Raw genomic sequence first — 24,228 nt, 5'->3', positions numbered from 1 at the left:
ATGAGTGAATGGTTTATCGCCTGGAAATATTCTGGATACTGACTGCTGAATTCTGAATGCTTGATTCCAATGATAATGCAAGGTGGTGTGTTTGTTGCTGACTTTTATCGCTTCGGTATTTGTGTTTGGCATGCTGGTTATTTTCCACGAGTTCGGTCACTTTAGTATTGCCAAACTGGTTGGCATAAAGGTTCATGAATTCAGCCTGGGCTTTGGGCCGAAGCTGTTTGGTATCCCTAAAGGGGAAACTTCCTACAACCTGCGGGCATTACCCCTGGGTGGTTTCGTGCGTATGGCCGGGATGGACCCGAATGAGGAGGAAGCTGATGATGAGCGCGGATTTAATAAAAAAACCGTGGGGCAACGTGTCGCTGTTATTTTTGCCGGGCCGCTGATGAATTTTATTCTGGCGGTGGCTTTGTGGGCTTTTGTCTTTATGTTTCAAGGTATACAGGTTGGAACAACTGAGATCGAAGCAGTCATTCCCGGTTCCCCAGCTGAAAAAGCCGGTATTGTCGCAGGAGATAAAATTGTGGCTGTTAACGGAGAATACTTGGAATGGGAGAAAATTGTCACCAGGATAAGTGAGCGACCGGAAGAAAGAATCGCTGTGACTATATCGCGGGATGGTATTGAAAAACAGTATGATATAGATACTTATAGAGATGAGAACGGCCAGGGGAAAATTGGCGTCAAGTCGGTTTACAGCTACCGTAAAATGGGTTTGATACCGTCTCTGGCACTGGGATTAGAGACGACTGGAAGGATTACAGTCACTATCCTTGACTTCATTGCTAAAATGATTTTCGGGCAAGTGCCGGCGGAACTCGGCGGACCGGTGCGGGTGGTCAGTGAAATTGGCAAGGCGGCGCAGGTTGGTTTTTTCTTCCTGCTGGAGCTTTCAGCTTTTTTAAGTATTAACTTAGGTTTGTTTAACCTCTTTCCGATCCCGGCACTGGACGGCAGCCGGATTCTGTTTCTGGCCTGGGAAAAGATTGGCGGCCGGCCGGTAGACCCGGTAAAAGAAAATTACATTCACCTGGTAGGTCTCGGGCTGCTGCTGCTGTTGATGGTGGTTATTACTTATAATGATATTCTCCAGTTATATATATTCAACCAGGCGCCGGGGCAATAATGATGAAAAGAAGACTTACAAAACCTGTTTTTGTCGGCAAGGTACAGGTGGGCGGCGGGGCGCCGGTAAGTGTGCAGTCCATGACGAACACCGACACCAGGGATATTCCCGCCACCATTTCTCAGATCAATGAACTGGCGGCCGGAGGTTGCCAGATAATCCGGGTCGCTGTGCCTGACCGGGAAGCGGCGGAGGCATTGCCTCTTATTCTAAAAGAGATTAATATACCGCTGATCGCTGATATTCACTTTGATTACCGGCTGGCTCTTGCGGCGATCGGAGCGGGTGTCGACGGACTCAGAATAAACCCGGGTAATATCGGCGGGCGTGAGAAATTTAAGGAAGTGGTGGCGGCGGCTAGGGAGAGGAATGTGCCTATCCGCATTGGAGTAAACGCCGGCTCGCTGGAAAAAGAACTGCTTGCGCGGGATGGCGGAGTAACCGCGGCGGCGATGGTTGAAAGCGCCGTGCGCCACATAAAAATGCTTGAAGAATTAAATTATACCAGTATTAAAGTATCTTTGAAAGCTTCTGACATCCCTTTGATGCTGGAGTCATACCGCCTGCTGGCGGGTTTGACGGACTATCCTTTTCACATCGGGGTTACTGAGGCCGGTACCATCCGTTACGGGACCATAAAGTCCGCTGTGGGCATCGGCATATTATTGAATGAAGGCATCGGCGATACTATTAGAGTATCTTTGACCGGGGATCCCCGCCACGAAGTGAGGGCCGGTCTTGACATCTTAAAGTCGCTGGGGATCCGCAAGCGGGGTGTGGAGCTTATCTCCTGTCCCACATGCGGACGTACCCAGATCGAACTGGTAAAGATCGCGGAGGAAGTGGAGGAAAAACTTCAAGGCTTGGACAAGCCGCTAAAAGTGGCGGTAATGGGATGCATGGTTAACGGCCCGGGCGAGGCCAGGGAGGCTGATATCGGCATTGCCGGCGGTAAAGGAGTGGGAATTATTTTCCGTAAAGGGAAAGTTATCCGGAAAGTAGTAGAAGCAAAGCTTGTCGAAGAATTGTTGAAAGAGGTAGAATTGCTGTAATATTCAGGAGTCAGGAATCAGGAGTCAGAATGAGAGAATGGTTTATTGTCTTTAAATATTCTGAATTCTGACTCCTTGAAAGAAAATACTGTCTGGAGGAGTTTTATGCGAACGACAGAGTTATTTGCACCTACATTAAGAGAAGTGCCTGCGGAAGCGGAAGTAGTCAGCCACCAGCTGTTACTGCGGGCCGGTTTTATCCGCCGGGAAGCGGCAGGGGTATACACATACCTGCCGCTGGCCCTGCGTGTGTTAAAAAAGATTAATCAGATCATCCGGGAGGAAATGGACCGCCAGGGCGGGCAGGAGTTGCAGATGCCGATTATCCAATCCGCAGAGCTGTGGCAGGAGTCAGGCCGCTGGGACGTGTACGGACCGGAACTTTTCCGTTTAAAGGACCGGCATGACCGGGATTTTGCCCTTGGTCCCACACATGAAGAAATAATTACCGCGCTGGTGCGGGGTGAGGTAAGCTCTTACAAGCAACTGCCACTTTTACTATACCAGATTCAAAATAAATACCGGGATGAGCGGCGGCCGCGTTTTGGTTTGCTGCGCGGCCGGGAGTTTATCATGAAAGATCTTTATTCATTCGACCGGGATGAGCATGGTTTGCAGGTGAGTTATCAAAAAATGCACGACGCCTATACCCAGGTATTCCGGCGGTGCGGATTGCGCTTTAGACCAGTAGAAGCTGATTCCGGAGCAATTGGAGGCAGTGATACCCATGAGTTTATGGTACTGGCCGATTCCGGGGAAGCTACCATCCTATTTTGTGAAAAGGAAGCATGCGGGTATGCCGCCAATGTGGAAAAGGCCGCGCAGCCCAATGTCACAGCCAAACCCTGCGAGGACTTGAAACAGCTTGCCGAGGTGCCGACTCCCGGCGCCCATACAGTGGAAGAGGTCGCTGATTTTTTACATGTGCCGCCGCAAAAGATCATAAAAACACTTCTATATGAAACGGAAAAAGAAGTTGTCGCGGTGTTGGTCAGAGGTGACCGTGACGTCAATGAGATTAAGCTGTCAAACGCTTTGCATTGCTTGCATTTGAAGCTGGCCGGGGCAGCCACGGTACAGAACATAACCGGCGCGCGGGTTGGATTTGCCGGGCCGGTAAATCTGAAAAGCGTAAGAATAATCGCGGATTTGGAAATCTCCGCATTGACCAACGCTGTTACCGGGGCAAATAAGGATGACGCTCATTTGATTAATGTTAACCCGGTTCGTGATTTTAACGTTGATATCGTCAGTGATATCAGGATGGTGCAGGCCGGTGAACCTTGCCCCCGGTGCGGTTCGACGCTGAAAGAGGCAAAGGGGATTGAAGTAGGCCAGATTTTTAAGCTGGGGGATAAGTATAGCAAGGTATTGGGAGCCACTTACCTTGATGAGAGCGGCCTAAAAAAGGCGATTATAATGGGTTGCTACGGTATTGGCGTTACCCGGACGATGGCTGCCGCCATTGAGCAAAACCATGATCAAGACGGGATTATCTGGCCGGTTGCCATAGCGCCGTTTCACGCTGTAGTCGTACCGGTGAGCGTCAAGGATGAAAAACAGACGGCCATGGCGGAAGAAACCTACGACCGGCTTGTTAAGGCGGGGATTGAAACAGTGATTGATGACCGGCCTGAACGCGCCGGGGTCAAATTCAAGGACGCTGACCTGATTGGCTACCCTTTGCGGATTACCGTCGGGGCGAAGGCTGTGGCGAATGAGCAAGTCGAGGTCCGGGTGCGTAAAACCGGTGAAGTGGTGATGATTCCTGTTAATAAGGTGGAAAGTTCTGTGATAAAGCTTTTGGGACAATTGTAATTATGTTAAAAAAAATACTTGTTTTATCAGTTACCGTTGGTAACGGGCATATGCGGGCGGCTGAAGCTATTAAAAAAGCAGCCGGTAACCTTTATCCGGAAACAGAAGTATCCATTCTGGACACTTTCCGCTATGCCAGTCCTTTTCTGGAAAAAGTAGTCTTAGGCACGTATATGGAAATTCTGAAAATGAGTCCGGTTGTATACGGTTACTTGTACCGACAGGCGGAGAAAGGGCAGCCTTTATCAGGACGCGGTAAGCTCGAATTCAACCGTATCTTAAACCTGCTGGTTGCGCCCAAGCTGGTGAAGTATATCAAGGATTTTCAACCGGAAGTAATAGTTTGCACGCATCCTTTCCCAGTGGGGATTATGTCTCACATGAAAAAGAAAGGTATGTTTACGGGACCTGTTTTGGCGGCTATCACGGATTTTACCATACATTCTTTTTGGATATTCCCGGGAGTGGATTATTACCTGATCGGCGACGAGCAATTACAGCCTGAATGTGCGGCGTTCGGGATTAAGCCGGAAAATGTGCGGGCTACCGGGATACCGATAGATCCGGCTTTCGAAAGGAAATATAATAAGAAGGAATTACGGGAAAAGCTCGGGTTGAATCCTGAACTCCCGTCGATATTAGTTGCGGGCGGCGGACTGGGCATGGGAAACCTGGAGTCTGCCATGAAAACGTTGGGAGAGTCTTTTGATGATTGCCAGCTGATGGTTGTTGCCGGTACTAATGACCTACTTAAGGAAAGGCTGGTAAAGCTCGCGCCTGACATGTCCTGTGCAGTAAAGATTTACGGCTACGTCAACAACATCCATGAGTTAATGGCGGCGGCGGACTTGCTGATCGGCAAGCCGGGCGGTTTGTCTTGCGCGGAGGCAATGGCGATGGGCCTGCCTGTATTTATTATTGATCCGCTGCCGGGTCAGGAAGAAAGAAACGCGCAATTCCTGGCGGGGGCGGGGGCAGGGTTGAGGGTTGACGAAAGGAATCTGGCCGGACAGGTTAAATCGTACTTGCAAGATGCCGGCCGCCTGGAAATAATGACCCGGTCCGCCATCACCCTAGGTAAACCTAGGGCGGCGAGTGACGCCGTTAGTATTATGGAGGAGGCTGTTGCAAACAGCCTAAAAAGATAGCCCTTGTCAACAAATGTCTTTTATGATATAGTAGTACCGGTAACAGTGCGTCAGCAACGTATTATTTTTTGGTCTTTTCAAAGAGTGGGTAATTCCCACTCTTTCGTCTTATCACGCAGTCAAAGGTTATATTCGCAAACAGTGGATAATTAGGAGGGTTTCTGGTGGCGAGTCTTCAAGTTGTGAAACTGGTCGAACAGATAGCTTTACCAATCGTTCAGGAGGCTGATCTGGAACTGGTGGATGTTGAGTTCTTAAAAGAAGGCGGCCGTTGGTATCTGCGAATTTTTATTGATAAACCTGAGGGAATCAGCCACGAGGATTGCCGTTTTGTTTCCGAGAGAATCGACAGGTTGCTTGATGAAAAGGTGCCAATTTCGCATTCTTATACATTGGAGGTGTCTTCACCCGGTATTGATAGACTTATAAAAAAGGTTGAAGATTATACCCGGTTTAGGGGGAGAAATATTGTTATTGCCACTTTTGCACCTATTAACGGCCGGAAGAAGTTTAGCGGCCGTCTTGCGGGCACACGCATGGGCGACGTGGTGATTGATATGGATGGCGCGGAATTATTTATTCCCTTGGAACAGATTGCATCGGCGCGGCTGGCAGGGGTACTTTGAGCTTGAGGGGGGGGAAGTAGGATGAATATAGAATTTTTAGAGGCCTTAAGAGATTTGGAGAAGGAGAAGGGCATCGCGGTAGATGTTTTGCTGGAAGCTATTGAAGCGGCTTTGCAATCTGCCTATAAACGGAATTTTGGCTCTCTGCAAAATGCCCGGATCCATATTGAGCGCGAGACCGGAGATTTTAAAGTTTATACCCAGCGCTCGGTAACAGAGTCGGTGGAAGACCCGCGTCTGGAGATTGATTTGGAGGAAGCGCAAAGAATAAACCCCAATTATCAGGTGGGCGATATTGTTGAGGCTGAAGTTACCCCGAGAAATTTTGGCCGCATAGCCGCACAAACAGCGAAGCAGGTGGTAGTGCAACGAATTCGCGAGGCGGAAAGAAATATTGTTTTTGAGGAGTTCGTAAATCGCGAGGGAGAAATAGTCACAGGCACAGTGCAGCGGTTTGAACAAAAAAATGTATTGATTGAGCTGGGTAAAACGGAAGCTATCTTAATGCCTTCAGAGCAGATGCCGGGTGAAGATTACCGGCACGGTGAAAGAATCAAGGTGTATATCGTCGAGGTGAGAAAAACAACCAAAGGGCCTCAAATCATGGTTTCACGTACCCATCCCGGTTTATTGAAGCGCCTTTTCGAATTGGAGGTTCCTGAATTGCAGGAAGGTATTGTGGAGCTTAAAGCGATTGCGCGTGAAGCGGGTGCCCGCTCGAAGATAGCTGTATATTCAAAAGATGAGAATGTCGACCCGGTGGGGGCTTGTGTCGGTCCAAAGGGGATGAGAGTTCAGAACATTGTCAATGAACTGAATGGTGAGAAGGTTGATATTATTAAATGGAACCCGGACCCGTCAAAGTTTGTTGCCAGTTCCCTAAGTCCGGCAAAAGTGATGGCTGTTGAAGTATGGGATGAGGAAAAAATAGCCAGGGTAATTGTACCGGATTACCAACTATCCTTGGCAATCGGCAAAGAAGGACAGAATGCGCGTCTGGCGGCAAAACTGACCAGCTGGAAGATAGATATTAAGAGTGAGTCACAAATGCAGGAAATATATTCTGAGGAATGCGGTGAAGTTTACAAAAGTCCGGATGAATAGTATAAATAGGAGGTAGGGGCGGTGCCTAGGGTAAAAAAAATACCCCAAAGGATGTGTGTCGGTTGCCAGGAAATGAAACCTAAAAGAAAGTTGATCCGGCTGGTGCGTACACCTGATGATACAATTGAGATTGATCTTACTGGAAAACGCTCCGGACGTGGCGCTTATATCTGTCCTGGTGAAGATTGTTTTAAAAAAGCAGTTAAGGGGAAGAAACTTGAAAAGGCTTTGAAAAGCCCAATATCCTCCGAAGTTTTTGACGCCCTGGCAAAGGAATTAATGAAAGTTAGCGGCCATTAAGTGGATATAAAAGATTCTAGCATTATTTATTGTTGTGCGGAGTTGGAAACGGGTGAGTATCCGTAAAGTATCCCTGTCTCGGTAAACATTTGATAGTTGAAAGGGGAGATGTAGTTCGTACAAGATATATATCATGGAGGTGAGCATATGGTGAAAAAACGGGTGCATGAAATAGCAAAAGAACTTAACATAGAAAGCAGGGAAATAATTAATAAATTGAGCGGTATGGGAGTAAACGTTAAATCTCATATGAGCGCGCTGGAGGATAATGATGTTGAACGTTTACTGAAGTTATACAAAAAAGAAACTCCAGAGGTTGGGAAAACAGTGCTCGAGCCGGCACCTGCCGTATCTCAGAAGCAAAAGGTGGAGAACAAGAGCGAGTCTTTAGCTGCAGATTTTAGAAAGACCCGGAAAACGGGAGGGCAGCAGATTGAGCAAAAAAAAGGCGGCAAGGCCCCGGAGGCTAACTATTACCGTGGTCCTGGCTTAGTTGACCGTGTTCCTTCCCGTCCACCGGACAGGCGTTTCGAAGAAAAACCGGTGCCGGGAGAAAAAACTTTGCAAAGAAGAATTGAGGGTCAGCAAAAAAATAACCAGGGTGTAAGAGGTAAAGCTGTTGAAGGGCATAGGGATCGTCAAGCATTCGACAGTCCTCAACAAAACAGGTTTCAGCCAACCCAGCCACAGGGTGGTAGACCCGATGGCGGGCGTCCGGAAAAGTCTTCACAAGATCGCATGCAAAACAGACGGCCGCAAATGGAAGGCGGCCGCCAGGAGCGCCCAATGCAGGGTAAACAACAGCAAAACCGGCCTCCTCAAGATAAAAATCCGGCCCCCCGTTATGATCGCCACAAAACAGGGCCGGGCCGGTCTGTCGACAATAGACAGCAGGGAGCGCCCAGACCGGCTGGTGCAACCGGTTCCCCGGGTGCTAGACCACAGCGATGGAATGAGCGAGGTGCCAGACCGGCCGGTCAGCCAGAGGCAAGACAGAAACCGTTTGAACGACCCGTTCAGGCCGGCGCCGGCCAAGGCGCCAGGACGAAAACAGACTCAACAATGGCGGCGAGGCCGCAGGGGCGGTACGATAATAAAGGCGCTGATAGACCAAAGACTCAGGATAAACCAAAGTCGCAGATTGGGCGACTGAATAGTAAGGGGCGTTATGATAAACGTTCTGTGAGCTTGGATAATACTGACGAAAAACTGCGTTCAAGGACTGCTGCAGGTCCGCGTAAAAAAGGAGCCGTTAAAACCCAGGAAAGTCGCCCGGTTGGGCCGGCTCAACCGGTAGAAAAGAAACCCGTAGTAATAGGTGAATCAATAACAGTACAAGAATTGGCTTTAAAGATCCACAAAAGCCCGGCTGAGCTGATCAAAAAACTGATGCAGCTTGGTGTGATGGCAACAATAAATCAGGAGATTGACAGCGATACCGCAAGCTTGCTGGCCGTGGAATTCGGATATGAGGTTGAGGTTAAGCTTCCGGTTGATCTGGAAGCGTTGCTGATGCAGGAACCGGAAGAGGATGCTGAACAGTTAAATCCAAGACCTTGTATCGTTACTGTGATGGGACATGTCGATCATGGCAAGACTTCTCTGTTAGACGCCATCAGACAGACCAATGTGACTGCCACAGAGGCCGGCGGGATTACTCAACATATTGGTGCCTATCAGGTTGAGCATGGTGGAAAGAAAATCACTTTTGTAGACACGCCGGGACATGAAGCTTTTACGGCTATGCGGGCGCGTGGCGCACAGGTCACCGATATTGCCATCCTGGTAGTTGCGGCTGAAGACGGGGTAATGCCTCAAACCATAGAGGCGATAAATCACGCCAAAGAGGCGGAAGTGCCGATTATTGTGGCCATTAACAAGATGGATAAACCCGGAGCCAACCCTGATCGGGTCAAACAGGAGCTTACTGAACAAGGATTGATAGCCGAGGAGTGGGGCGGGGATACTATCTGTGTTAATGTTTCAGCCGTCAAACGTGAAGGGTTGAAAGACCTTCTGGAAATGATCCTGCTGGTGGCTGAAATGAAAGAATTAAAGGCCAACCCTGAGCGTCCGGCCAGGGGAACAGTGATAGAGGCGGAACTTGATAAAGGTCGCGGTCCGGTAGCCACCGTGCTGGTGCAAAACGGTACTCTGAAGATTGGCGACAACATTATTGCCGGTTCCGCCATCGGGCGGGTACGCGCCATGATTGACGATAAAGGGCGTCGTGTAAAAAAAGCCGGGCCTTCCATGCCGGTTGAGGTATTGGGTTTTTCGGAAACACCGATGGCGGGCGACGTGTTTATTGTTGTCCAGGATGAGAAGCTTGCCAGAAGCATTGTTTCACGCAGACAGATAAAGAAAAGGGAAGAAGAGTTAAAAACCACCACCAGGGTGTCCTTGGACGACTTATTTAAGCGCATCCAGGAAGGCCAGATTAAAGAACTGGGCATTATCGTCAAAGCGGATGTGCAGGGTTCGGTTGAAGCTTTGCGGCAGGCGCTGGAGCGGTTAAATACCGGAGAGGTGAAGGTTAACATTATCCATGGCGGAGTAGGCGCCATTTCTGAAACTGATATCATGCTGGCGTCGGCATCTAACGCCATCATATTGGGATTCAACGTGCGTCCGGATGTAAACGCCAGGAAAGCTGCGGAGAATGAGAAGGTTGACGTACGGCTGTACAGGGTTATATACGAGGCCATAGAAGACGTTAAGGCGGCCATGAGCGGCTTGCTTGAGCCGGAATATAAAGAAGTGGCTCTGGGCAGGGCGGAAATAAGGAAGATATTCAGGGCTTCAAAAATAGGTACTATAGCGGGCTGCTATGTTATGGAAGGCAAGATAGAAAGGGATGCCGGCGTTCGGCTGGTGCGCGACGGCATAGTAATTCATGAGGGTAAATTAAATTCTCTAAAGCGGTTTAAAGACGACGTGAAAGAAGTATTGCAAGGATACGAGTGCGGCCTTGCTTTTGAAAAATTCAATGAGATGCAAGAGGGAGACGTTGTTGAGGCATTTACCGTTGAAGCTGTTAAAAGGGAACTCGCTTAAATGTAGATAGTCAAAGTTATATATAATCACTAACCTCTTACTAGGAGGTGTTAGGCAATGTCTTTCCGTTCTGAACGTTTAGCGGAAGCTATAAAAAAGGAAGTTTCTGATTTGCTGAGGGATGAAATAAAAGATCCGCGGATAGGTTTCGTCAGCATAACTGCAGTAAAAGTATCAAAGGATTTACGTTATGCTGATATTTTTGCCAGCGTTTACGGAGAGCCCGCCGCTCAAAAGGCTTCTATGGAAGCGCTCGCGAAAGCGCAGGGATTTGTCAGAAGTGAGTTGGGCAAGCGAATCCGGCTCCGTTACACTCCGGAGATCGCTTTTAAACTAGATCAATCAATAGGGCAGGGCGCGCGCTTAATTAAGCTTATGGAAGAAGTCCGGGAGAAAGGTGGCCCCTCCGATGAATAAGCTTGAGGTGATTGCCCGGGCCATCAGCAACGTAAAGCATGCGTTGATATGCGGTCATATCATGCCCGACGGTGACTGCCTCGGATCGGTACTGGCATTAGCGATGATATTGAGACAGCTTGGCAAACAAGCAACCGTTGCCGGTCCCGATCCTATTCCTGAGATATATGAGTTTTTACCGGGCATCCAGGATTACCGGGTCGGCAGCCCGCCGGAAGGCGCTTACGACACGCTAATTGCTTTGGATTGTCCCGTAACGGAAAGATTGGGTAGCGGTTACCGGGATTTGCCCGGGCGTGATTTGACTGTAATTAATATAGATCATCATGCCAGCACAAATTCTTACGGTACATACAGGTATATTGACCCTCAGGCGGCGGCGGTCGGAGAAATCATATTTGACTTGCTGCAGTTAATGAAAGTTAATATTTCTTTAGACATGGCAATTTGTTTGTATACGGCGATAGTTACAGATACCGGTTCATTTCAATATGAGAGTACCACCCCCAATACACATAGGCGAGCGGCTCATTTAATTGAAATGGGCGTACCATTTTCCCGGATAAACGTTCTTCTTTATGAAGAAAAATCGCGGGTTTCTCAGCTTTTATTAAGCGCAGCGTTGAAAACCCTCTCATTTAGCGATTGCGGCCGAGTAGCCTGGATGATTATCACCCGTGACATGCTGCGGGACACCGGGGCGAAAGATGAACATACGGAAGGAATTGTGAACTACGCCCGGTCAATTAAAGGCGTTGAAGTGGGATTGCTCTTTCATGAGCTGCCGGACGGCAAATATAAAATTAGTTTCCGATCAAAAAAAACGGTGGACGTTAACCGCCTGGCATCTTTTCTGGGTGGCGGGGGTCATTTGCGCGCCGCTGGCTGTGAAATCGCGGGAAAGATTAGTACAATTGAAAAAGAGGTGGTTGCGGCGGCAGTTCATGCAGCCGGAGGAGCGGGATTGTGATATGAATGGGATAATCAACGTGCTGAAACCTCCCGGGATGACCTCTCACGATGTGGTTGATTTTATCCGCCGCACATTTAAAATAAATAAGGTGGGACATACCGGAACGCTGGACCCCGGAGCAGCCGGGGTGCTGGTTGTTTGCCTGGGCCGTGCCACCCGCGCGGCCCGGTTTATTGCCGGGGACGATAAAGAGTACCGCGCGGAGATTACTTTTGGTACCGTAACTTCCACAGGGGACTCCTTTGGTGAAGTAATAGGCGAGTGTGACGCTTCATATTTGACCGCGGAAAGCGTTAAAGCATCACTGCCGGTTTTTACCGGGGAGATTAGCCAGGTGCCGCCGATGGTATCCGCGCTAAAGTGGCATGGGAAAAAGCTGTACGAACTGGCCAGAGCAGGTTTGACGGTCGAACGCCGGGCACGGGCGGTCACCATTAATAAGCTTGATTATATTGACGGCGCCGGTTGGGGTGGGCCTAAACCGGTGGCGCTGGTGCACTTAACCTGCTCCAAGGGAACATATGTCCGGACACTGTGTGAGGATATCGGCGATCACCTGGGATGCGGCGCTCATATGTCTTTTTTGGTGCGCACAAGAGCAGGCGTTTTTGAAATTGCTGATTCATGCACGCTGGAAGATATTAAGTCATTTGCTGCTGTAGGGAAAGCAGGTAATAATGCTTCTAATATCATTATTCCTGTGGAAGAAGCTTTATTAGGATTACCGCCTGTTAGAGTAAAGAGCGCGGCGGTTGCAGCGGTCAGTTCGGGCTCAAAGCTTTTTTTACCTGGAGTGGCTGAATTGCCTGACGGGTTGACCGAAGGTGTTCTTGTTCGCCTGCAAGGCCCGGAGGGGTTGTTAGCGGTAGCTGAGACCGGCTATGATCCGGCAGATCCGAGCAGGTTAGTATTTAAAACCGTTTGTGTGCTTGTATAATTATATTATATAAGGTAATCGTTGCTAGCGCTGCTAGGTAACACTAATGGTGCAGCTAACGAAAATATGGAAGTACTAATCAGGAGTCAGGAGTCAGGAGTCGGAATGAGAGATGGTTTATCGTCTTGAAGCATTCTGAATTTACGACTGCTGAATCTGAATGCCTGAATAATTAATATACGACCGAACCGGTTCCGTTCAGGCAGGAGGTTGTTAACTTGCATGTTTACCGCCATTGGCATGGCTTAAAGTATAAACATAAAAAGCTGGTAGTTGGAATGGGGAACTTCGACGGTGTGCATATCGGCCACCAAAAACTGATTTCTGAAATAGTGAGTATGGCCAATGAAATTTGTGGTACACCGGCTGTCTTTACTTTTCATCCTCATCCACTGGCTGTCTTGTACCCGGATAATTGTCCTCCGTTGCTGCTATCACATGAAGCGAAACAGGCGTTTATAGCCAAACTAAACGTAGAAGTATTGTTGCTGGTACCTTTCGACCTTGAATTTGCCAAGCTTTCACCGGAAGATTTTATCAAGACAGTGCTGCATGAAGAACTGGGGGCCAGTGGGGTTGTAGTTGGATATAATTATACTTTCGGACACTATGGCCGGGGAACGCCGGACTTACTGGAAGAACAAGCTTCTAAATACAACTACCAGCTGCGTGTGGTTCCTCCGGTAATAGTTGAAGGTCAGGTAGTCAGCAGTTCCCTGATTAGGGAGTTGTTAATGAAAGGCCAGGTGGTTGAGTCAGCCAAATTTCTAGGGTATTATCCGTTTATCGAGGGGCAGGTCGTAACGGGGGAAAGGCGTGGCGGCTCTCTTGGTTTTCCTACCGCCAACCTGAATATAGATCGAAAAATGCTGGTTCCTGCGGATGGTGTTTATTCGGTTAAGGTTTATGTAGACGGTGAAACCTATCTTGGCGTGGCAAATATCGGCGTCAAGCCGACATTTCAAGGTAACGCAAGGAATATTGAAGTGCATTTGCTGGATTTTTACCAGGATCTCTATGGGAAGAATATCAAAGTGAAATTTATCAGGCGGTTAAGAGGGGAAAAAAAATTTCCGACATCAACCGACCTGGTTAAACAAATAGAGCAAGATATTATGGAAACCCGGGCGGGGGTCGAAAGCAAATGAATAAAAAATAACGATTTTCAATATAATTTTATGGGCAGCGTTTACATAAGCGTTTGATTTGTGCTACAATTATCGCGTTAAACGTCCCGTATCATGAGAGGAGGCGTTAACCTTGACTGTGCCAAAGTTCGATTCTCCCGAGGAGGAGATTAAAAAGTGGCTCAATTATATCGCTCTGATTTGCCTGAGCGAGGAATTCCAGTCTCTGAAAAAAGAGCTGGAGTGCATTTACAACCAGTCAAACATTGAGAATGTCCGGTTAACAGCCTTCCAGGATGCCCTATATGCCTTTCTCGCGCAAGAGGGAGAAGAACGAATGTACCAATCTAACGCGTATTAGAGTGTAAACAGGATGAAGGTTATTATTACGGAACACGCCCGCAAGCGATTACGGGATATGAGACAGGATAGAATCACTATAGCGGACATCATTAACGCTGCCAGCGGCATACCAGGACGCATACCGACGGCTACCAGATTCCGTGGTTTTTTAGCTAAGCCTGGCAGAGTGTTTGATATTGTTGCCAAAGATATACCAGGCGGCCGCCTGGTCATAACAATAATCGGGAAGTAGCCTTCCCGAAGAACTGCAGGCTAGGTAACATGTTCTCCGGCGGTTGACTTGGCCGGCAGCGATTTCCCAAAAAGGAGGTGAACAGCATGGCTTTGACTACTGAAGACAAGCAATCCATTATATCCCAACATAAGCTTCACGATAACGACACTGGTTCCCCGGAAGTACAGGTTGCTATTTTGACGGAAAGGATTAACAACCTTACCGGTCACTTGCAGTTGCATAAAGGTGACCACCACTCACGCCGTGGTTTGTTTAAGATGGTTGGCCAAAGAAGGGCCTTGCTAAACTATCTGCGTGACCGGCATTTTGATCGATATCGTTCACTTATCGAAAAACTTGGTTTAAGAAAGTAGCGATGTTTTTGAAGCGGGCTAATTCACCCGCTTCTTCGTCATATGCGGGGGTTTGTGTATTTTATTCTACCCCGAAAGGAAATAATATTAAGAATGTCGAAGATATATTTTGTTAAATGTTTCATGTCTGTTACGGGAGGTATTGCTACTCAATGTTAAATAACCAAGTTTTAATTAAAGAAATTCTCGTCGGTGGTCGCCCGATGATCTTAGAAACCGGCAGGCTGGCAAAACAAGCGAGTGGTTCTGTTTTTGTCCGTTACGGGGATACCACCGTCCTGGTAACCGCTACTATGGCAGGCCACCTCAGGGCAGGGATTGATTTCTTTCCACTTACGGTGGATTATGAGGAAAGGTTTTACGCTGTGGGAAAGATACCGGGCGGTTTCATAAAAAGAGAGAGCCGTCCCAGTGAGAAGGCCGTTCTTTCCGGACGATTGATCGACCGGCCAATCCGCCCCCTGTTCCCTAAAGAAATGCGCAACGAGGTCCAGGTTATCGCCACAATAATGTCCGTGGACCAGGACCACGCACCGGAAATAGCCGCCATGATCGGCGCTTCAGCGGCGTTGCACATCTCGGAAATCCCTATTAAATACCCGATTGGCGGTGTTATTGTCGGCCGGGTGGACGGGCAGTTTATAATCAACCCTGTTTTAGCCCAGAACGAAAAAAGTGAAATGCACCTGGTGGTTGCCGGTACCGGAGACGCGGTAATGATGGTAGAGGCGGGTGCCCGTGAGATTCCGGAAGCGGTCATGCTGGAAGCGATATCTTTCGGACATGACGCTGTGAAAGAAATCGTTAGCTTTATTGAGGAATTTCGTGATGAAGCCCTGGCTTTAGGGCTGGCCAGGGAAAAAGTAACGCCTGTCATGTCCGAACCAGGGCCTGACATTATAGAAGCGGTAACCGGGAAGGCCGGGGAAAAACTTGAGGTTGCCCTCCGGCGGTGCGTAAACGAAAGACTTATTAAGCAAGCCCGTGAATCATATTTGGATGATGTTAAGAACGAATTGGTGGAGCAATTTATCGAAACCTTTCCGGAACAAGAAAATTCAATACGAACGGTTATTGACGCAGTTGAAAAGAAAATCGTACGCAGTATGATCACATCAGAAGGAGCGCGTATTGACGGACGGGCGATTACAGAGGTGCGCCCGATATCCGTTGAAGTGGGCGTTTTACCAAGACCCCACGGGTCCGGGCTTTTTACCAGGGGACAAACTCAAATCCTTTCAGCGGTAACCCTGGGAACAATTTCGGATGAGCAAATCCTGGACGGTCTAGGTGTGGAAGAATCCAAGCGATTTATGCATCATTATAATTTCCCGCCTTTCAGCGTGGGTGAGACCCGGCCGATCAGGTCTCCAGGCCGCAGGGAAATCGGACATGGAGCACTGGCAGAAAGGGCGCTTGCCGCGGTTATACCGAATGAAGAAGAATTTCCCTATACCATTCGCCTTGTTTCCGAAGCTCTTGAATCAAATGGTTCCACCTCAATGGGAAGCGTATGCGGCAGTTGTTTGGCTTTAATGGACGCAGGAGTGCCGATTAAAGCGCCGGTTGCCGGTGTTGCCATGGGTCTGATTAAAGAAGGCGATAAACTCGCTGTACTTACTGATATCCAGGGATTTGAGGATCACCTTGGTGACATGGACTTTAAAGTCGCGGGTACTGCCAAGGGGATTACAGCCCTCCAAATGGATATCAAAATCGCCGGTATTACCCGGGAAGTGTTCGAGCAAGCCCTGGCGCAGGCACATGAGGGTCGTATGCATATTTTAAATAAAATGCTTGAGGTTATTCCCGCTCCCAGACCGGAACTGTCGCCGCATGCCCCGCGTATTATCCATACCACGATTGACCCGGATAAGATACGTGACGTAATTGGGCCGGGTGGTAAGATTATTAAAAAAATCGTTGAGGAAACCGGTGCTGATATAGATATAGAAGATGATGGCCGGGTGTTTATTGCGTCTGTTGACCAGGAAAAGGGTAAAATAGCCCTGCAAATTATCGAATCATTGACAAAGGAAATCCAGGCCGGTGAAATTTATAACGGGCGTGTTACCAAGGTGATGGATTTTGGTTGTTTTGTTGAGATTATCCCGGGAGTTCTGGGGCTGCCGGGTAAAGAAGGCCTTGTTCATATTTCCCAGCTTGAACACCACAGGGTAAATAAGGTTGAGGATGTTGTCAAAGAAGGGGATATGATTCTGGTTAAAACTATTGGATATGATAATCAAGGCCGGTTGAAGCTGTCAAAGAAAGATGTTGTGCCTGCGCCGGCAGGAAAGGTCGCCAAGGACGACCGGGAAAGGTCTCGCGACCGGGGACCGCGGCCGCCAAGACGCCGTGAATTCGGCCGTGGTTAGCAAGACATTATCCTGATTGAGTAATAGCAGCTTGTTTTTTATTATGGATGTGTTTTTCTTTTGGGTAGTAGCATTACTAACACCTCGAATTAGAGGTTTTTTTTTATTTTAATAATAATGCTATGGGACGCATAGGATTTGTTAAGCAGTATCAGTAAATAATCAGAAAAGAAATTGGGAAACCTGATAAGGGAGATTATAAAGCTTTTCAATATATATAGTTCTAATTTAAAGGAATTAGAGCAAATATCACGAATATGTTTCAGGATGTATTTATATAGGAGGTTCCTTTATGTTCCATAAGGTTACTCTTGACAACAATATACATATTCTTTTGGAGCAAGTTCCCCATGTTCGTTCGGTGGCTCTGGGCTTTTGGGTTGATGTGGGTTCGCGTTATGAAAGCTCTGAGAACAACGGTATATCGCACTTTATTGAGCATTTGCTTTTTAAAGGGACTGAAAGGCGAACAGCCAAGCAGATTGCCGAGACCCTTGATGCGGTAGGCGGGCAGCTGAACGCGTTTACTACCAAGGAATATACTTGTTATTACGCCAGGGTTCTTGATGAATATTTTGACCTTGCCGTGGACCTATTGAGCGATATGCTATTTTACTCTAAATTTGCGCCGGATGATATCGACCGCGAGAGAAATGTCATCGTCGAAGAGATTAAAATGTACGAAGATGCTCCGGATGAGTTGGTACACGATATTTTTGCCGGTTCAATGTGGCAGGGACATGCTCTCGGCAGGCCGATTATCGGAACTGCCGAGGTGATAGAGCAGATTTCGAGGGATAAAATAGTTGAGTTTTATAATACCCATTATAAACCGGGAAATCTGGTAGTAACAGCTGCAGGCAATATAGATAAAGATGAGGTAATCAATAAACTTCGTCCAGTGCTGGAAACAAGAAAAGGTTATTTGCCGGCACGCGACATAATTGCTCCCGCGCCAAAGCGGGATGTGGTTTGCCGCAGCAAAGAAACTGAACAAGTGCACTTGTGCATTGGTACTCCCGGCTTAAGCCTGGAAAATGAGAAAACTTACACTTTCCAGGTGCTTAACACTATTCTTGGCGGAGGCTTGAGTTCGAGATTGTTTCAGGAGATCAGGGAGCAGCGCGGGCTTGTTTATTCAGTTTACTCTTATCATAGCTCATACCACGATACCGGTCTTTTTTGTATCTATGCCGGTCTGAGCAAGCAAAACGTAGATGAGGTATTAGAGCTAATATTTAAACAAGTGGAAGATATCAGGTTAAATAGCGTTAAATCCGAAGAACTTCAGCGGGCAAAAGACCAATTAAAGGGTAATCTGCTCTTGAGCTTGGAGAATGTCAGCACACGGATGAGCAGATTGGGAAAATCTCAACTTTATCTGGGGAAGGTTATCCCCCCGGAGGAGGTTGTAGAAAAAATAAACAAAGTAACGATAGCTGATATTCAGGAATTAGCCGCAGAAATGTTAAAGCCCGGGGATTTTTCCATGGCGACTATCGGGCCTTGGACGGACTGTGGTAACATGGAAAAAATGTTGTCAAGGTATGGAAGTCAATTGAGGCGTGAAACATAGATTGATTCAGCGAACCAGAATAGTTTAACGAATATTAATCCTCCGACGAGGAGGATTTTAAATTTGCCGGCGATAAGTTTTCCATGGAGGTATTTATGAGCTTTTCCATAACCGTAAAAGTAAAAAAAGTGTCTGAAAAAATAGGCGACACCATACCGTTTCCGCACTATGCCACGACAGGCTCAGCGGGGTTGGACTTACCGGCTTGCCTGGATGAACCTTTGGTGGTGCCCCCCGGCGCCAGAATGAAAATCCCGACAGGCATTGCCATTGAAATCCCGTTTAAACACATTGTTGGCCTGGTTTTTCCCAGAAGTGGCTTAGCTACCAAGCATGGTATTTCTCTTGCAAATGCTGTCGGGGTTATTGACAGCGACTACAAAGGAGAAATAATTGTGGCTGTTTACAATCAATCTATTAGTGAATACATAGTCAATCCGGGAGAAAGAGTTGCTCAACTGCTTTTCTTGCCGGTATATAATGCCGTCCTTGAACCTGTGGAAGAGCTTGAGGAAAGTGGTCGTGGCGAAGGTGGTTTTGGCTCCACCGGCAAAGTGTGAAATTTAGGTAGTCAAGAGTCAGAATGAGAAAACATTATGGTCTTGAAGTATTCTGACTACTGAATTCTGAGTACCTGTCTTTTTTATCATATTCCCGGCATGTCCTAAATAGATTATTACGGGGGTGGGACTATGCTAAATGGGTTATTATTCGGTACGGTTGTATTGTTGCTGGTAGTTTTTTCTGTCCGCGAAAGAGTTAAACAGCAGAGATACAGGGAAAAAGACTGGGGAGTAATTGGTGAAAGCAAATCCAGTCCACTTTCAAAAGCGCTAACCAACCTTATCGGAGTTGCTGGGGGTATCTATCTTTCACTTGTGTTGATATGTACCTTTGTTGAGCTGCAATTACCGGCGAGAGTGCATTTAGGACATTACAGCCTGGAGCCGTTGGCTGCAATTTCAATTATTATGGCTTTAGCTCAGCCTTATATCCTGAAGGTGATCCAGGCATGGCGAAAAATTTAACAATCAAATTGTCAATATATAAATTAAATTTCGCAAGGGGTGGTTAATATGAGATTGGGTGAGCTCGTCGGTAAAGAAATAGTAAATATTTATAACGGCGCGCGATTGGGTGTGGTAGATGAATCTGACATGGATATAGATATCGATACCGGTGAGATTCGTTCAATAATTCTGCCAAGGAAGAATAACATTATAAATCTGTGGATAGACAAGCCGAAGTTGATAATACCCTGGGAAGCTGTGAGAAAAATCGGCGCTGAAGTTATCATTGTAGAGCTGGATCAGACTAACCCGGCTTTTCAGCGCTATTCGTATTAGTATCCACGCAAGCTTAGTATAAATTAACATAAAACAGGAGGGGATACCGCCACCCCCTCCTGTTTTATGTTAATTTATACTAAGCTAGATTTACTTTACCTTCCGCCTCGTAGCCATATCCGATTTGGGTGCGCGGATTTCCAGGATGCCGTTGGAATATGTCGCTTCTACCTGCCCTGGAAACAAATTATTACCATATACTTTAAAATAAGCGCCCAAATTTTTTTGCTTATCTGTCATCTTTACAACCTGCTTTTGACATACTAAAAATTAAGCATAATTGGGGATGACAGGAGGTCTGACATGGCACGTCAACAAAGAATTGAATTGATTAAAAATATTGCTGAATTGAGAGATGCCGCCGTTATCTGCTATATTACAGGTGACCGGGAAAATATTAATACAAGAATTGCACCTGATGTGACAGAGGTTTTTTACAGACATTTGGAAATGCTTAATAAAAACGATCAAAGAACAGGCAGCCAGATAGATTTGTTTCTATATACTAGGGGAGGCGATGTCCTGACGCCTTGGCGATTAGTTCACCTAATCCGGGAATATACAAATCGTTTTAATATTATCGTTCCTTTTCGTTGTTACAGCGCTGGAACGTTGTTATGTCTGGGGGCGGACGAAATAGTAATGGGTAAAATGGGTGAACTCGGTCCGATAGATCCCAGTGTTGTAAACGCTTTTAATCCACAGGATCCCAACAACCCCACCGCTAGAATTCCGGTAAATATTGAGGATGTTTATTCTTATTTGGCTTTGGCCGGGGAAAAGGCCGGTGTTTGTAGTAATGACCAGCAGGTAAAAGCATTTACCCTTCTTGCGGAGCGGATTCATCCATTAGCCCTGGGGAATGTCCACCGGAATTACTTATTGATCAGATCGCTGGCAAAAAAACTGCTGGCGATGCATCAACAGCCGTTACGGGAAGGGATGAGCGAGCATATAATTGACAACCTTACAGAAAAACTGTACGCACACAATCATATGATTTCCAGGCGGGAAGCATCAGAAGAAATAACTCTTAATATCACCATGCCCGACGGCAATCTGGAATCTTTATTATGGCTGCTTTACCAAGATTATGCGGAAGAATTGGCTCTGTCGGAACCTTTTAACCCAGCGGAGAAGTTAAGTGGCAGTAGGATAGATTTTGAAGTTACCAGCGGCATAGTGGAGTCAATGTATGGTTCAGATGGTTTTGTTTTCTCCGGGGTTGTTGAACGGCGTGATTTTCCTGAGTCCGGTAAGGTAAATGTGAATATATTAAAGCAAGGTTGGAGAATTATTTCGTAGCATAAAATAATTTTGCAGGAGGAAGTAAGTATGAAAGATGAACTGACCAAAATTAAGAATGAAAAAATTAGTTTTAATTTTAAAACAAACGAAACAAAGTATTATCTTTTAACCAGGGGATCAGGATACCCGTTGGCTGAATTTACTTTTCCGGATCTGCCGGAGAGTACCGCGACAAGACTTGTGATTCCGGAAAATATGCCTAAAACATTGGACATGGTTCTTCTATATTAACATACAACAGTCTTTCGTATCGGCCTTTTGGTCTTTCCTGTTAACACACCCTTTCTAAATTGATAGTATTATGACTAAATTAAAGATAAATATACCAAGGCGGAATTCGCCGTTTAGGCCGTTGAAAGAGTTAGCCGTGTAGAGTTCACTTGCACTTAAGTGTCTTTTGTCACTTTAATTCTTATTGACATATCTTATTGACATATTTAATTATATATAAGAAAATTAAGTTTAAAAAGTTAGCGGCGATTTTCAGGGAGGTGTGGTTTTGCTTAGGGTTATTGTTGCCGGTGCTTATGGCAGGATGGGCCGGGAGGTGGTCAAAGCTATCTGGAATTCAGATGATCTGGAACTTATTGGTGCGGCCGACAGTAGGGGAGAAGGAGTGGATGTCGGTTCGTTGATTGAAGCCGGTGAGATTGGGATATCGATAGAAAAAGACCTGGAAGAGCTCATATTGCGGACCCGTCCTGACGTAGTAATAGACTTTACCACTCCTCAGGCTGTATACCGGAATGTAATGATCTGTCTGAATCACGGCGTGCGTCCGGTTGTCGGGACAACCGGGTTGAGTGAGGAAAAAATTCAGGCAATTATTGACCTTTCAAAATCATTGGGCGTAGGTGGTTTGATAGCGCCTAACTTTGCCATAGGGGCGATTTTAATGATGAGATTTGCCTCCGAAGCCGTGCGCCATTTCCCTCAAGTGGAAATAATCGAATTGCATCATGATCAAAAAATTGATGCGCCATCCGGTACATCAATAAAAACAGCCGAGGCGATTATTGAACAGCGTGGAGATCTCGAGCAAGGGCCGGTTAATGAATTTGAAAACATAGCCGGGGCGCGCGGGAGCAAGCTAACAGGTGGGATACGCATACATAGTGTTCGCCTGCCGGGGTTGGTAGCCCATCAGGAGGTCATTTTTGGCGGATTGGGTCAGACTTTAACAATCAGGCATGACTCTATCACCCGGGAATCGTTCATGCCCGGAATACTGTATGGGATACGTAAAGTAGCACATCTTGAAAGGGTGGTTTATGGTTTAGACAAACTGCTTTTTGATTAATCGCAACTTAATATTGACAAGCACCTTCATTTTTAATGGCTCATATAATGTGGGTAAACGCAGCCAACGATGTTAGGGGGTTTCCGACGGTTATGCAGCCAGATCTTGATGGGATTACCGTTGCTGTTATCGGAGGCGATGCCAGATACCTGGATATGATCGAGGAGTTACTTGCATCAGGTATCCGGGTGAATGTTACTGGCCTGCCTGTAAAAGACGGTACCAGCGGTGTTGTTCTCTCGAGTAGTTTAGTGGATAGTCTGAAGGGTGTTAAAGCTGTTGTCCTGCCTATTCTTGGCATTGATGATAAAGGGCTTTTGCACTGTGTTTTGTCCGAACAGACCTTTACCCTAACTGAAGAAATAATGGCGGCTTTACCTGTTAAGACTCTCGTTTTTACCGGACTTGCCGGTACGCTGCTCAAGCAGATGACTGCAAGTTTAGGCCTTCGTCTTATCGAACTAATGAATCTGGACGAGGTGGCGATATTAAATTCAATTCCTTCGTCAGAAGGCGTTGTCCAGATGGCGATGGAAATGTTGCCGATAACTATTCACGGTAGTTCGGCTATTGTCATCGGGTTTGGCCGAACCGGCCGGACACTGTCCCGTTTATTATGGGCGATGGGGGCGCGAACGGGGGTTGTCGCCAGAAAGACTGCGGACATGGCCAGGATTATTGAGATGAATCTAACCCCTGTTTCTTTTACAGAAATGAGAAGCTTTATGGGTGAAGTCGATATAATTTTCAACACGGTACCCGCGCCGGTTTTGACGGAAGACATATTAACAGGTATAAAACCCGGCACGGTAATCATCGACTTAGCCACAGCGCCGGGTGGAACTGATTTTCAGGCGGCGGAGCGTTTAGGACTAAGAGCCGTTCTTACGCCTAGTCTACCGGGCAGGGTTGCGCCTAAAACAGCCGGCCGGATATTAGCCAAGGCGATCACAGGATTTCTGGCAGGGGAAACGGCAGGCGGCTTGCCCGGTTTTTAGATAACGGAGGTGCTTGAGATGCGTTTGCAGGGGGTCAAGGTTGGTTTTGCCTTGACTGGCTCTCATTGTTGTCTGGATGATGTTATACCGCAAGTGCGCAATTTAGTTAATGAGGGTGCTGAAATTTATCCGGTAATGAGTGACGCGCTTTATGCCACTGACACTAGATTTGGATCCAGCCTAAAATGGCAAAACTTGATTAGTGAAATTACCGGCCGTGAAATAATTTCTACTATTGCAGACGCTGAACCCATTGGGCCACAGAAACTTCATGATATAATAGTAGTTGCTCCATGTACGGGAAACACGCTGGCCAAATTAGCCAACGGGATTACTGACAGCCCGGTACTGATGGCCGTAAAGGCTCAATTAAGAAATCAGCGGCCGGTGGTGCTGGCTGTTTCAACCAACGATGGTTTGAGCATGAACGCCAAAAATATTGGTTTGCTGCTTAATATGAAAAATATCTTTCTGGTTCCTTTTGGACAGGACAATCCGACCGAAAAGCCGAGCTCGCTTGTGGCGAAGTGGGATTTGCTAGTAAATACGATACAAGATGCATTAATGGGTAAACAGTATCAGCCACTACTGGTGGTACATCAGGTGGGACATAATTAGGCAAATATTATCAGAATGACACTGTGAAAATGCAAAGTTAAACTCCTGTAAACCCTGTG

Annotated in this window: 26 protein-coding genes; 25 read left to right on the top strand and 1 reads right to left on the bottom strand. The window is 47.0% G+C overall.

Going from position 1 to position 24,228, the window contains the following annotated elements:
- The first annotated feature begins 94 nt into the window (after positions 1-94).
- From rseP to A4E54_RS12510, 20 genes are all read left to right on the top strand, one after another.
- Positions 95-1,135 (top strand): RIP metalloprotease RseP, encoded by a 1,041-nt coding sequence (gene rseP, locus A4E54_RS12605; protein ID WP_240083003.1) that lies wholly within the window; start codon positions 95-97, stop codon positions 1,133-1,135.
- Positions 1,136-1,137: 2 nt separating this feature from the next.
- Positions 1,138-2,187, top strand: a complete 1,050-nt coding sequence (gene ispG / locus A4E54_RS12600; RefSeq protein WP_286726328.1) for a flavodoxin-dependent (E)-4-hydroxy-3-methylbut-2-enyl-diphosphate synthase — start codon at positions 1,138-1,140, stop codon at positions 2,185-2,187.
- Positions 2,188-2,292: 105 nt separating this feature from the next.
- Positions 2,293-4,005, top strand: coding sequence for a proline--tRNA ligase (locus tag A4E54_RS12595; protein WP_240083001.1), 1,713 nt, complete (start codon positions 2,293-2,295; stop codon positions 4,003-4,005).
- 2 nt (positions 4,006-4,007) lie between these two features.
- Positions 4,008-5,153, top strand: a complete 1,146-nt coding sequence (locus A4E54_RS12590; RefSeq protein ID WP_240083000.1) for an MGDG synthase family glycosyltransferase — start codon at positions 4,008-4,010, stop codon at positions 5,151-5,153.
- A gap of 164 nt (positions 5,154-5,317) precedes the next feature.
- Complete coding sequence (rimP, locus tag A4E54_RS12585; protein WP_240082999.1) at positions 5,318-5,779, top strand: ribosome maturation factor RimP; 462 nt, start codon at positions 5,318-5,320, stop codon at positions 5,777-5,779.
- Between the two features lie 21 nt (positions 5,780-5,800).
- A complete protein-coding gene (nusA, locus tag A4E54_RS12580) occupies positions 5,801-6,883 on the top strand; it encodes a transcription termination factor NusA (protein ID WP_240082998.1) in 1,083 nt (360 codons plus the stop codon).
- Positions 6,884-6,904: 21 nt separating this feature from the next.
- On the top strand, positions 6,905-7,183 hold the full coding sequence (rnpM, locus tag A4E54_RS12575; RefSeq protein WP_240082997.1) for an RNase P modulator RnpM: 279 nt from the start codon (positions 6,905-6,907) through the stop codon (positions 7,181-7,183).
- A gap of 147 nt (positions 7,184-7,330) precedes the next feature.
- Positions 7,331-10,240, top strand: a complete 2,910-nt coding sequence (gene infB / locus A4E54_RS12570; protein ID WP_240082996.1) for a translation initiation factor IF-2 — start codon at positions 7,331-7,333, stop codon at positions 10,238-10,240.
- A gap of 57 nt (positions 10,241-10,297) precedes the next feature.
- On the top strand, positions 10,298-10,657 hold the full coding sequence (gene rbfA / locus A4E54_RS12565; RefSeq protein WP_240082995.1) for a 30S ribosome-binding factor RbfA: 360 nt from the start codon (positions 10,298-10,300) through the stop codon (positions 10,655-10,657).
- The gene (locus tag A4E54_RS12560) at positions 10,650-11,627 is read left to right on the top strand and encodes a DHH family phosphoesterase (RefSeq protein WP_240082994.1); all 978 of its coding nucleotides are present in this window, start codon (positions 10,650-10,652) and stop codon (positions 11,625-11,627) included. Before rbfA ends, A4E54_RS12560 begins: the two co-directional genes overlap by 8 nt.
- The gene (truB, locus tag A4E54_RS12555; RefSeq protein ID WP_286726321.1) at positions 11,572-12,567 is read left to right on the top strand and encodes a tRNA pseudouridine(55) synthase TruB; all 996 of its coding nucleotides are present in this window, start codon (positions 11,572-11,574) and stop codon (positions 12,565-12,567) included. The genes A4E54_RS12560 and truB overlap by 56 nt, the downstream gene beginning before the upstream one ends.
- Before the next feature lie 218 nt (positions 12,568-12,785).
- Complete coding sequence (locus A4E54_RS12550; protein WP_240082992.1) at positions 12,786-13,715, top strand: bifunctional riboflavin kinase/FAD synthetase; 930 nt, start codon at positions 12,786-12,788, stop codon at positions 13,713-13,715.
- A 112-nt stretch (positions 13,716-13,827) separates the two neighbouring features.
- The gene (locus A4E54_RS12545; protein ID WP_240082991.1) at positions 13,828-14,055 is read left to right on the top strand and encodes a hypothetical protein; all 228 of its coding nucleotides are present in this window, start codon (positions 13,828-13,830) and stop codon (positions 14,053-14,055) included.
- 12 nt (positions 14,056-14,067) lie between these two features.
- A complete protein-coding gene (locus A4E54_RS12540) occupies positions 14,068-14,289 on the top strand; it encodes a hypothetical protein (protein WP_240082990.1) in 222 nt (73 codons plus the stop codon).
- Between the two features lie 86 nt (positions 14,290-14,375).
- Positions 14,376-14,645, top strand: a complete 270-nt coding sequence (rpsO, locus tag A4E54_RS12535) for a 30S ribosomal protein S15 (RefSeq protein WP_240082989.1) — start codon at positions 14,376-14,378, stop codon at positions 14,643-14,645.
- A gap of 152 nt (positions 14,646-14,797) precedes the next feature.
- Complete coding sequence (locus A4E54_RS12530) at positions 14,798-17,023, top strand: polyribonucleotide nucleotidyltransferase (protein WP_240082988.1); 2,226 nt, start codon at positions 14,798-14,800, stop codon at positions 17,021-17,023.
- A 292-nt stretch (positions 17,024-17,315) separates the two neighbouring features.
- A complete protein-coding gene (locus A4E54_RS12525; RefSeq protein WP_240082987.1) occupies positions 17,316-18,599 on the top strand; it encodes a M16 family metallopeptidase in 1,284 nt (427 codons plus the stop codon).
- A gap of 95 nt (positions 18,600-18,694) precedes the next feature.
- Positions 18,695-19,159: a dUTP diphosphatase gene (gene dut, locus A4E54_RS12520; RefSeq protein ID WP_286726317.1), complete on the top strand. Its 465-nt coding sequence runs from the start codon at positions 18,695-18,697 to the stop codon at positions 19,157-19,159.
- Positions 19,160-19,291: 132 nt separating this feature from the next.
- Positions 19,292-19,627, top strand: coding sequence for a hypothetical protein (locus A4E54_RS12515; protein ID WP_240082985.1), 336 nt, complete (start codon positions 19,292-19,294; stop codon positions 19,625-19,627).
- 48 nt (positions 19,628-19,675) lie between these two features.
- Positions 19,676-19,945: a YlmC/YmxH family sporulation protein gene (locus tag A4E54_RS12510; protein WP_240082984.1), complete on the top strand. Its 270-nt coding sequence runs from the start codon at positions 19,676-19,678 to the stop codon at positions 19,943-19,945.
- Between the two features lie 90 nt (positions 19,946-20,035).
- Here A4E54_RS12510 and A4E54_RS12505 read toward each other — a convergent pair whose 3' ends face one another.
- Entirely contained in the window at positions 20,036-20,185 is a 150-nt protein-coding gene (locus tag A4E54_RS12505; protein WP_240082983.1) for an Hsp20/alpha crystallin family protein, read from the bottom strand.
- A 63-nt stretch (positions 20,186-20,248) separates the two neighbouring features.
- On the opposite strand from A4E54_RS12505, the gene A4E54_RS12500 reads away from it, so the two are divergent.
- The 5 genes from A4E54_RS12500 (at position 20,249) to A4E54_RS12480 (ending at position 24,169) form a co-directional block, all read left to right on the top strand.
- Positions 20,249-21,250 carry an SDH family Clp fold serine proteinase gene (locus A4E54_RS12500; RefSeq protein WP_240082982.1) on the top strand — a complete coding sequence of 334 codons (1,002 nt, stop codon included), beginning with the start codon at positions 20,249-20,251 and terminating at the stop codon, positions 21,248-21,250.
- A 30-nt stretch (positions 21,251-21,280) separates the two neighbouring features.
- Positions 21,281-21,484, top strand: coding sequence for a hypothetical protein (locus tag A4E54_RS12495; RefSeq protein WP_240082981.1), 204 nt, complete (start codon positions 21,281-21,283; stop codon positions 21,482-21,484).
- A 268-nt stretch (positions 21,485-21,752) separates the two neighbouring features.
- Complete coding sequence (dapB, locus tag A4E54_RS12490) at positions 21,753-22,553, top strand: 4-hydroxy-tetrahydrodipicolinate reductase (RefSeq protein WP_240082980.1); 801 nt, start codon at positions 21,753-21,755, stop codon at positions 22,551-22,553.
- A 92-nt stretch (positions 22,554-22,645) separates the two neighbouring features.
- Positions 22,646-23,551: a dipicolinate synthase subunit DpsA gene (gene dpsA / locus A4E54_RS12485; protein ID WP_240082979.1), complete on the top strand. Its 906-nt coding sequence runs from the start codon at positions 22,646-22,648 to the stop codon at positions 23,549-23,551.
- 18 nt (positions 23,552-23,569) lie between these two features.
- Complete coding sequence (locus A4E54_RS12480; RefSeq protein WP_240083071.1) at positions 23,570-24,169, top strand: dipicolinate synthase subunit B; 600 nt, start codon at positions 23,570-23,572, stop codon at positions 24,167-24,169.
- Positions 24,170-24,228: the final 59 nt, after the last annotated feature.

It is taken from the genome of Pelotomaculum sp. PtaB.Bin117, assembly GCF_002067195.1.
GTDB lineage: Bacteria > Bacillota > Desulfotomaculia > Desulfotomaculales > Pelotomaculaceae > Pelotomaculum_D > Pelotomaculum_D terephthalicicum.
The sequence above is the reverse complement of the archived record's forward strand: the minus strand, read 5'-3'. Positions and strand labels throughout refer to the sequence as shown.

Bases quoted from the DNA above. Each gene is read 5' to 3' on its own strand.
- A4E54_RS12500 (WP_240082982.1), top strand. From the start codon at position 20,249: ATGGCACGTCAACAAAGAATTGAATTGATTAAAAATATTGCTGAATTG.
- ispG (WP_286726328.1), top strand. From the start codon at position 1,138: ATGAAAAGAAGACTTACAAAACCTGTTTTTGTCGGCAAGGTACAGGTG.
- rbfA (WP_240082995.1), top strand. From the start codon at position 10,298: ATGTCTTTCCGTTCTGAACGTTTAGCGGAAGCTATAAAAAAGGAAGTT.
- A4E54_RS12510 (WP_240082984.1), top strand. From the start codon at position 19,676: ATGAGATTGGGTGAGCTCGTCGGTAAAGAAATAGTAAATATTTATAAC.
- A4E54_RS12560 (WP_240082994.1), top strand. From the start codon at position 10,650: ATGAATAAGCTTGAGGTGATTGCCCGGGCCATCAGCAACGTAAAGCAT.
- rpsO (WP_240082989.1), top strand. From the start codon at position 14,376: ATGGCTTTGACTACTGAAGACAAGCAATCCATTATATCCCAACATAAG.
- A4E54_RS12515 (WP_240082985.1), top strand. From the start codon at position 19,292: ATGCTAAATGGGTTATTATTCGGTACGGTTGTATTGTTGCTGGTAGTT.
- A4E54_RS12525 (WP_240082987.1), top strand. From the start codon at position 17,316: ATGTTCCATAAGGTTACTCTTGACAACAATATACATATTCTTTTGGAG.
- A4E54_RS12590 (WP_240083000.1), top strand. From the start codon at position 4,008: ATGTTAAAAAAAATACTTGTTTTATCAGTTACCGTTGGTAACGGGCAT.
- A4E54_RS12480 (WP_240083071.1), top strand. From the start codon at position 23,570: ATGCGTTTGCAGGGGGTCAAGGTTGGTTTTGCCTTGACTGGCTCTCAT.
- A4E54_RS12540 (WP_240082990.1), top strand. From the start codon at position 14,068: ATGAAGGTTATTATTACGGAACACGCCCGCAAGCGATTACGGGATATG.
- A4E54_RS12505 (WP_240082983.1), bottom strand. From the start codon at position 20,185: ATGACAGATAAGCAAAAAAATTTGGGCGCTTATTTTAAAGTATATGGT.
- A4E54_RS12595 (WP_240083001.1), top strand. From the start codon at position 2,293: ATGCGAACGACAGAGTTATTTGCACCTACATTAAGAGAAGTGCCTGCG.
- dpsA (WP_240082979.1), top strand. From the start codon at position 22,646: ATGCAGCCAGATCTTGATGGGATTACCGTTGCTGTTATCGGAGGCGAT.
- A4E54_RS12530 (WP_240082988.1), top strand. From the start codon at position 14,798: ATGTTAAATAACCAAGTTTTAATTAAAGAAATTCTCGTCGGTGGTCGC.
- dut (WP_286726317.1), top strand. From the start codon at position 18,695: ATGAGCTTTTCCATAACCGTAAAAGTAAAAAAAGTGTCTGAAAAAATA.
- A4E54_RS12495 (WP_240082981.1), top strand. From the start codon at position 21,281: ATGAAAGATGAACTGACCAAAATTAAGAATGAAAAAATTAGTTTTAAT.
- nusA (WP_240082998.1), top strand. From the start codon at position 5,801: ATGAATATAGAATTTTTAGAGGCCTTAAGAGATTTGGAGAAGGAGAAG.
- infB (WP_240082996.1), top strand. From the start codon at position 7,331: ATGGTGAAAAAACGGGTGCATGAAATAGCAAAAGAACTTAACATAGAA.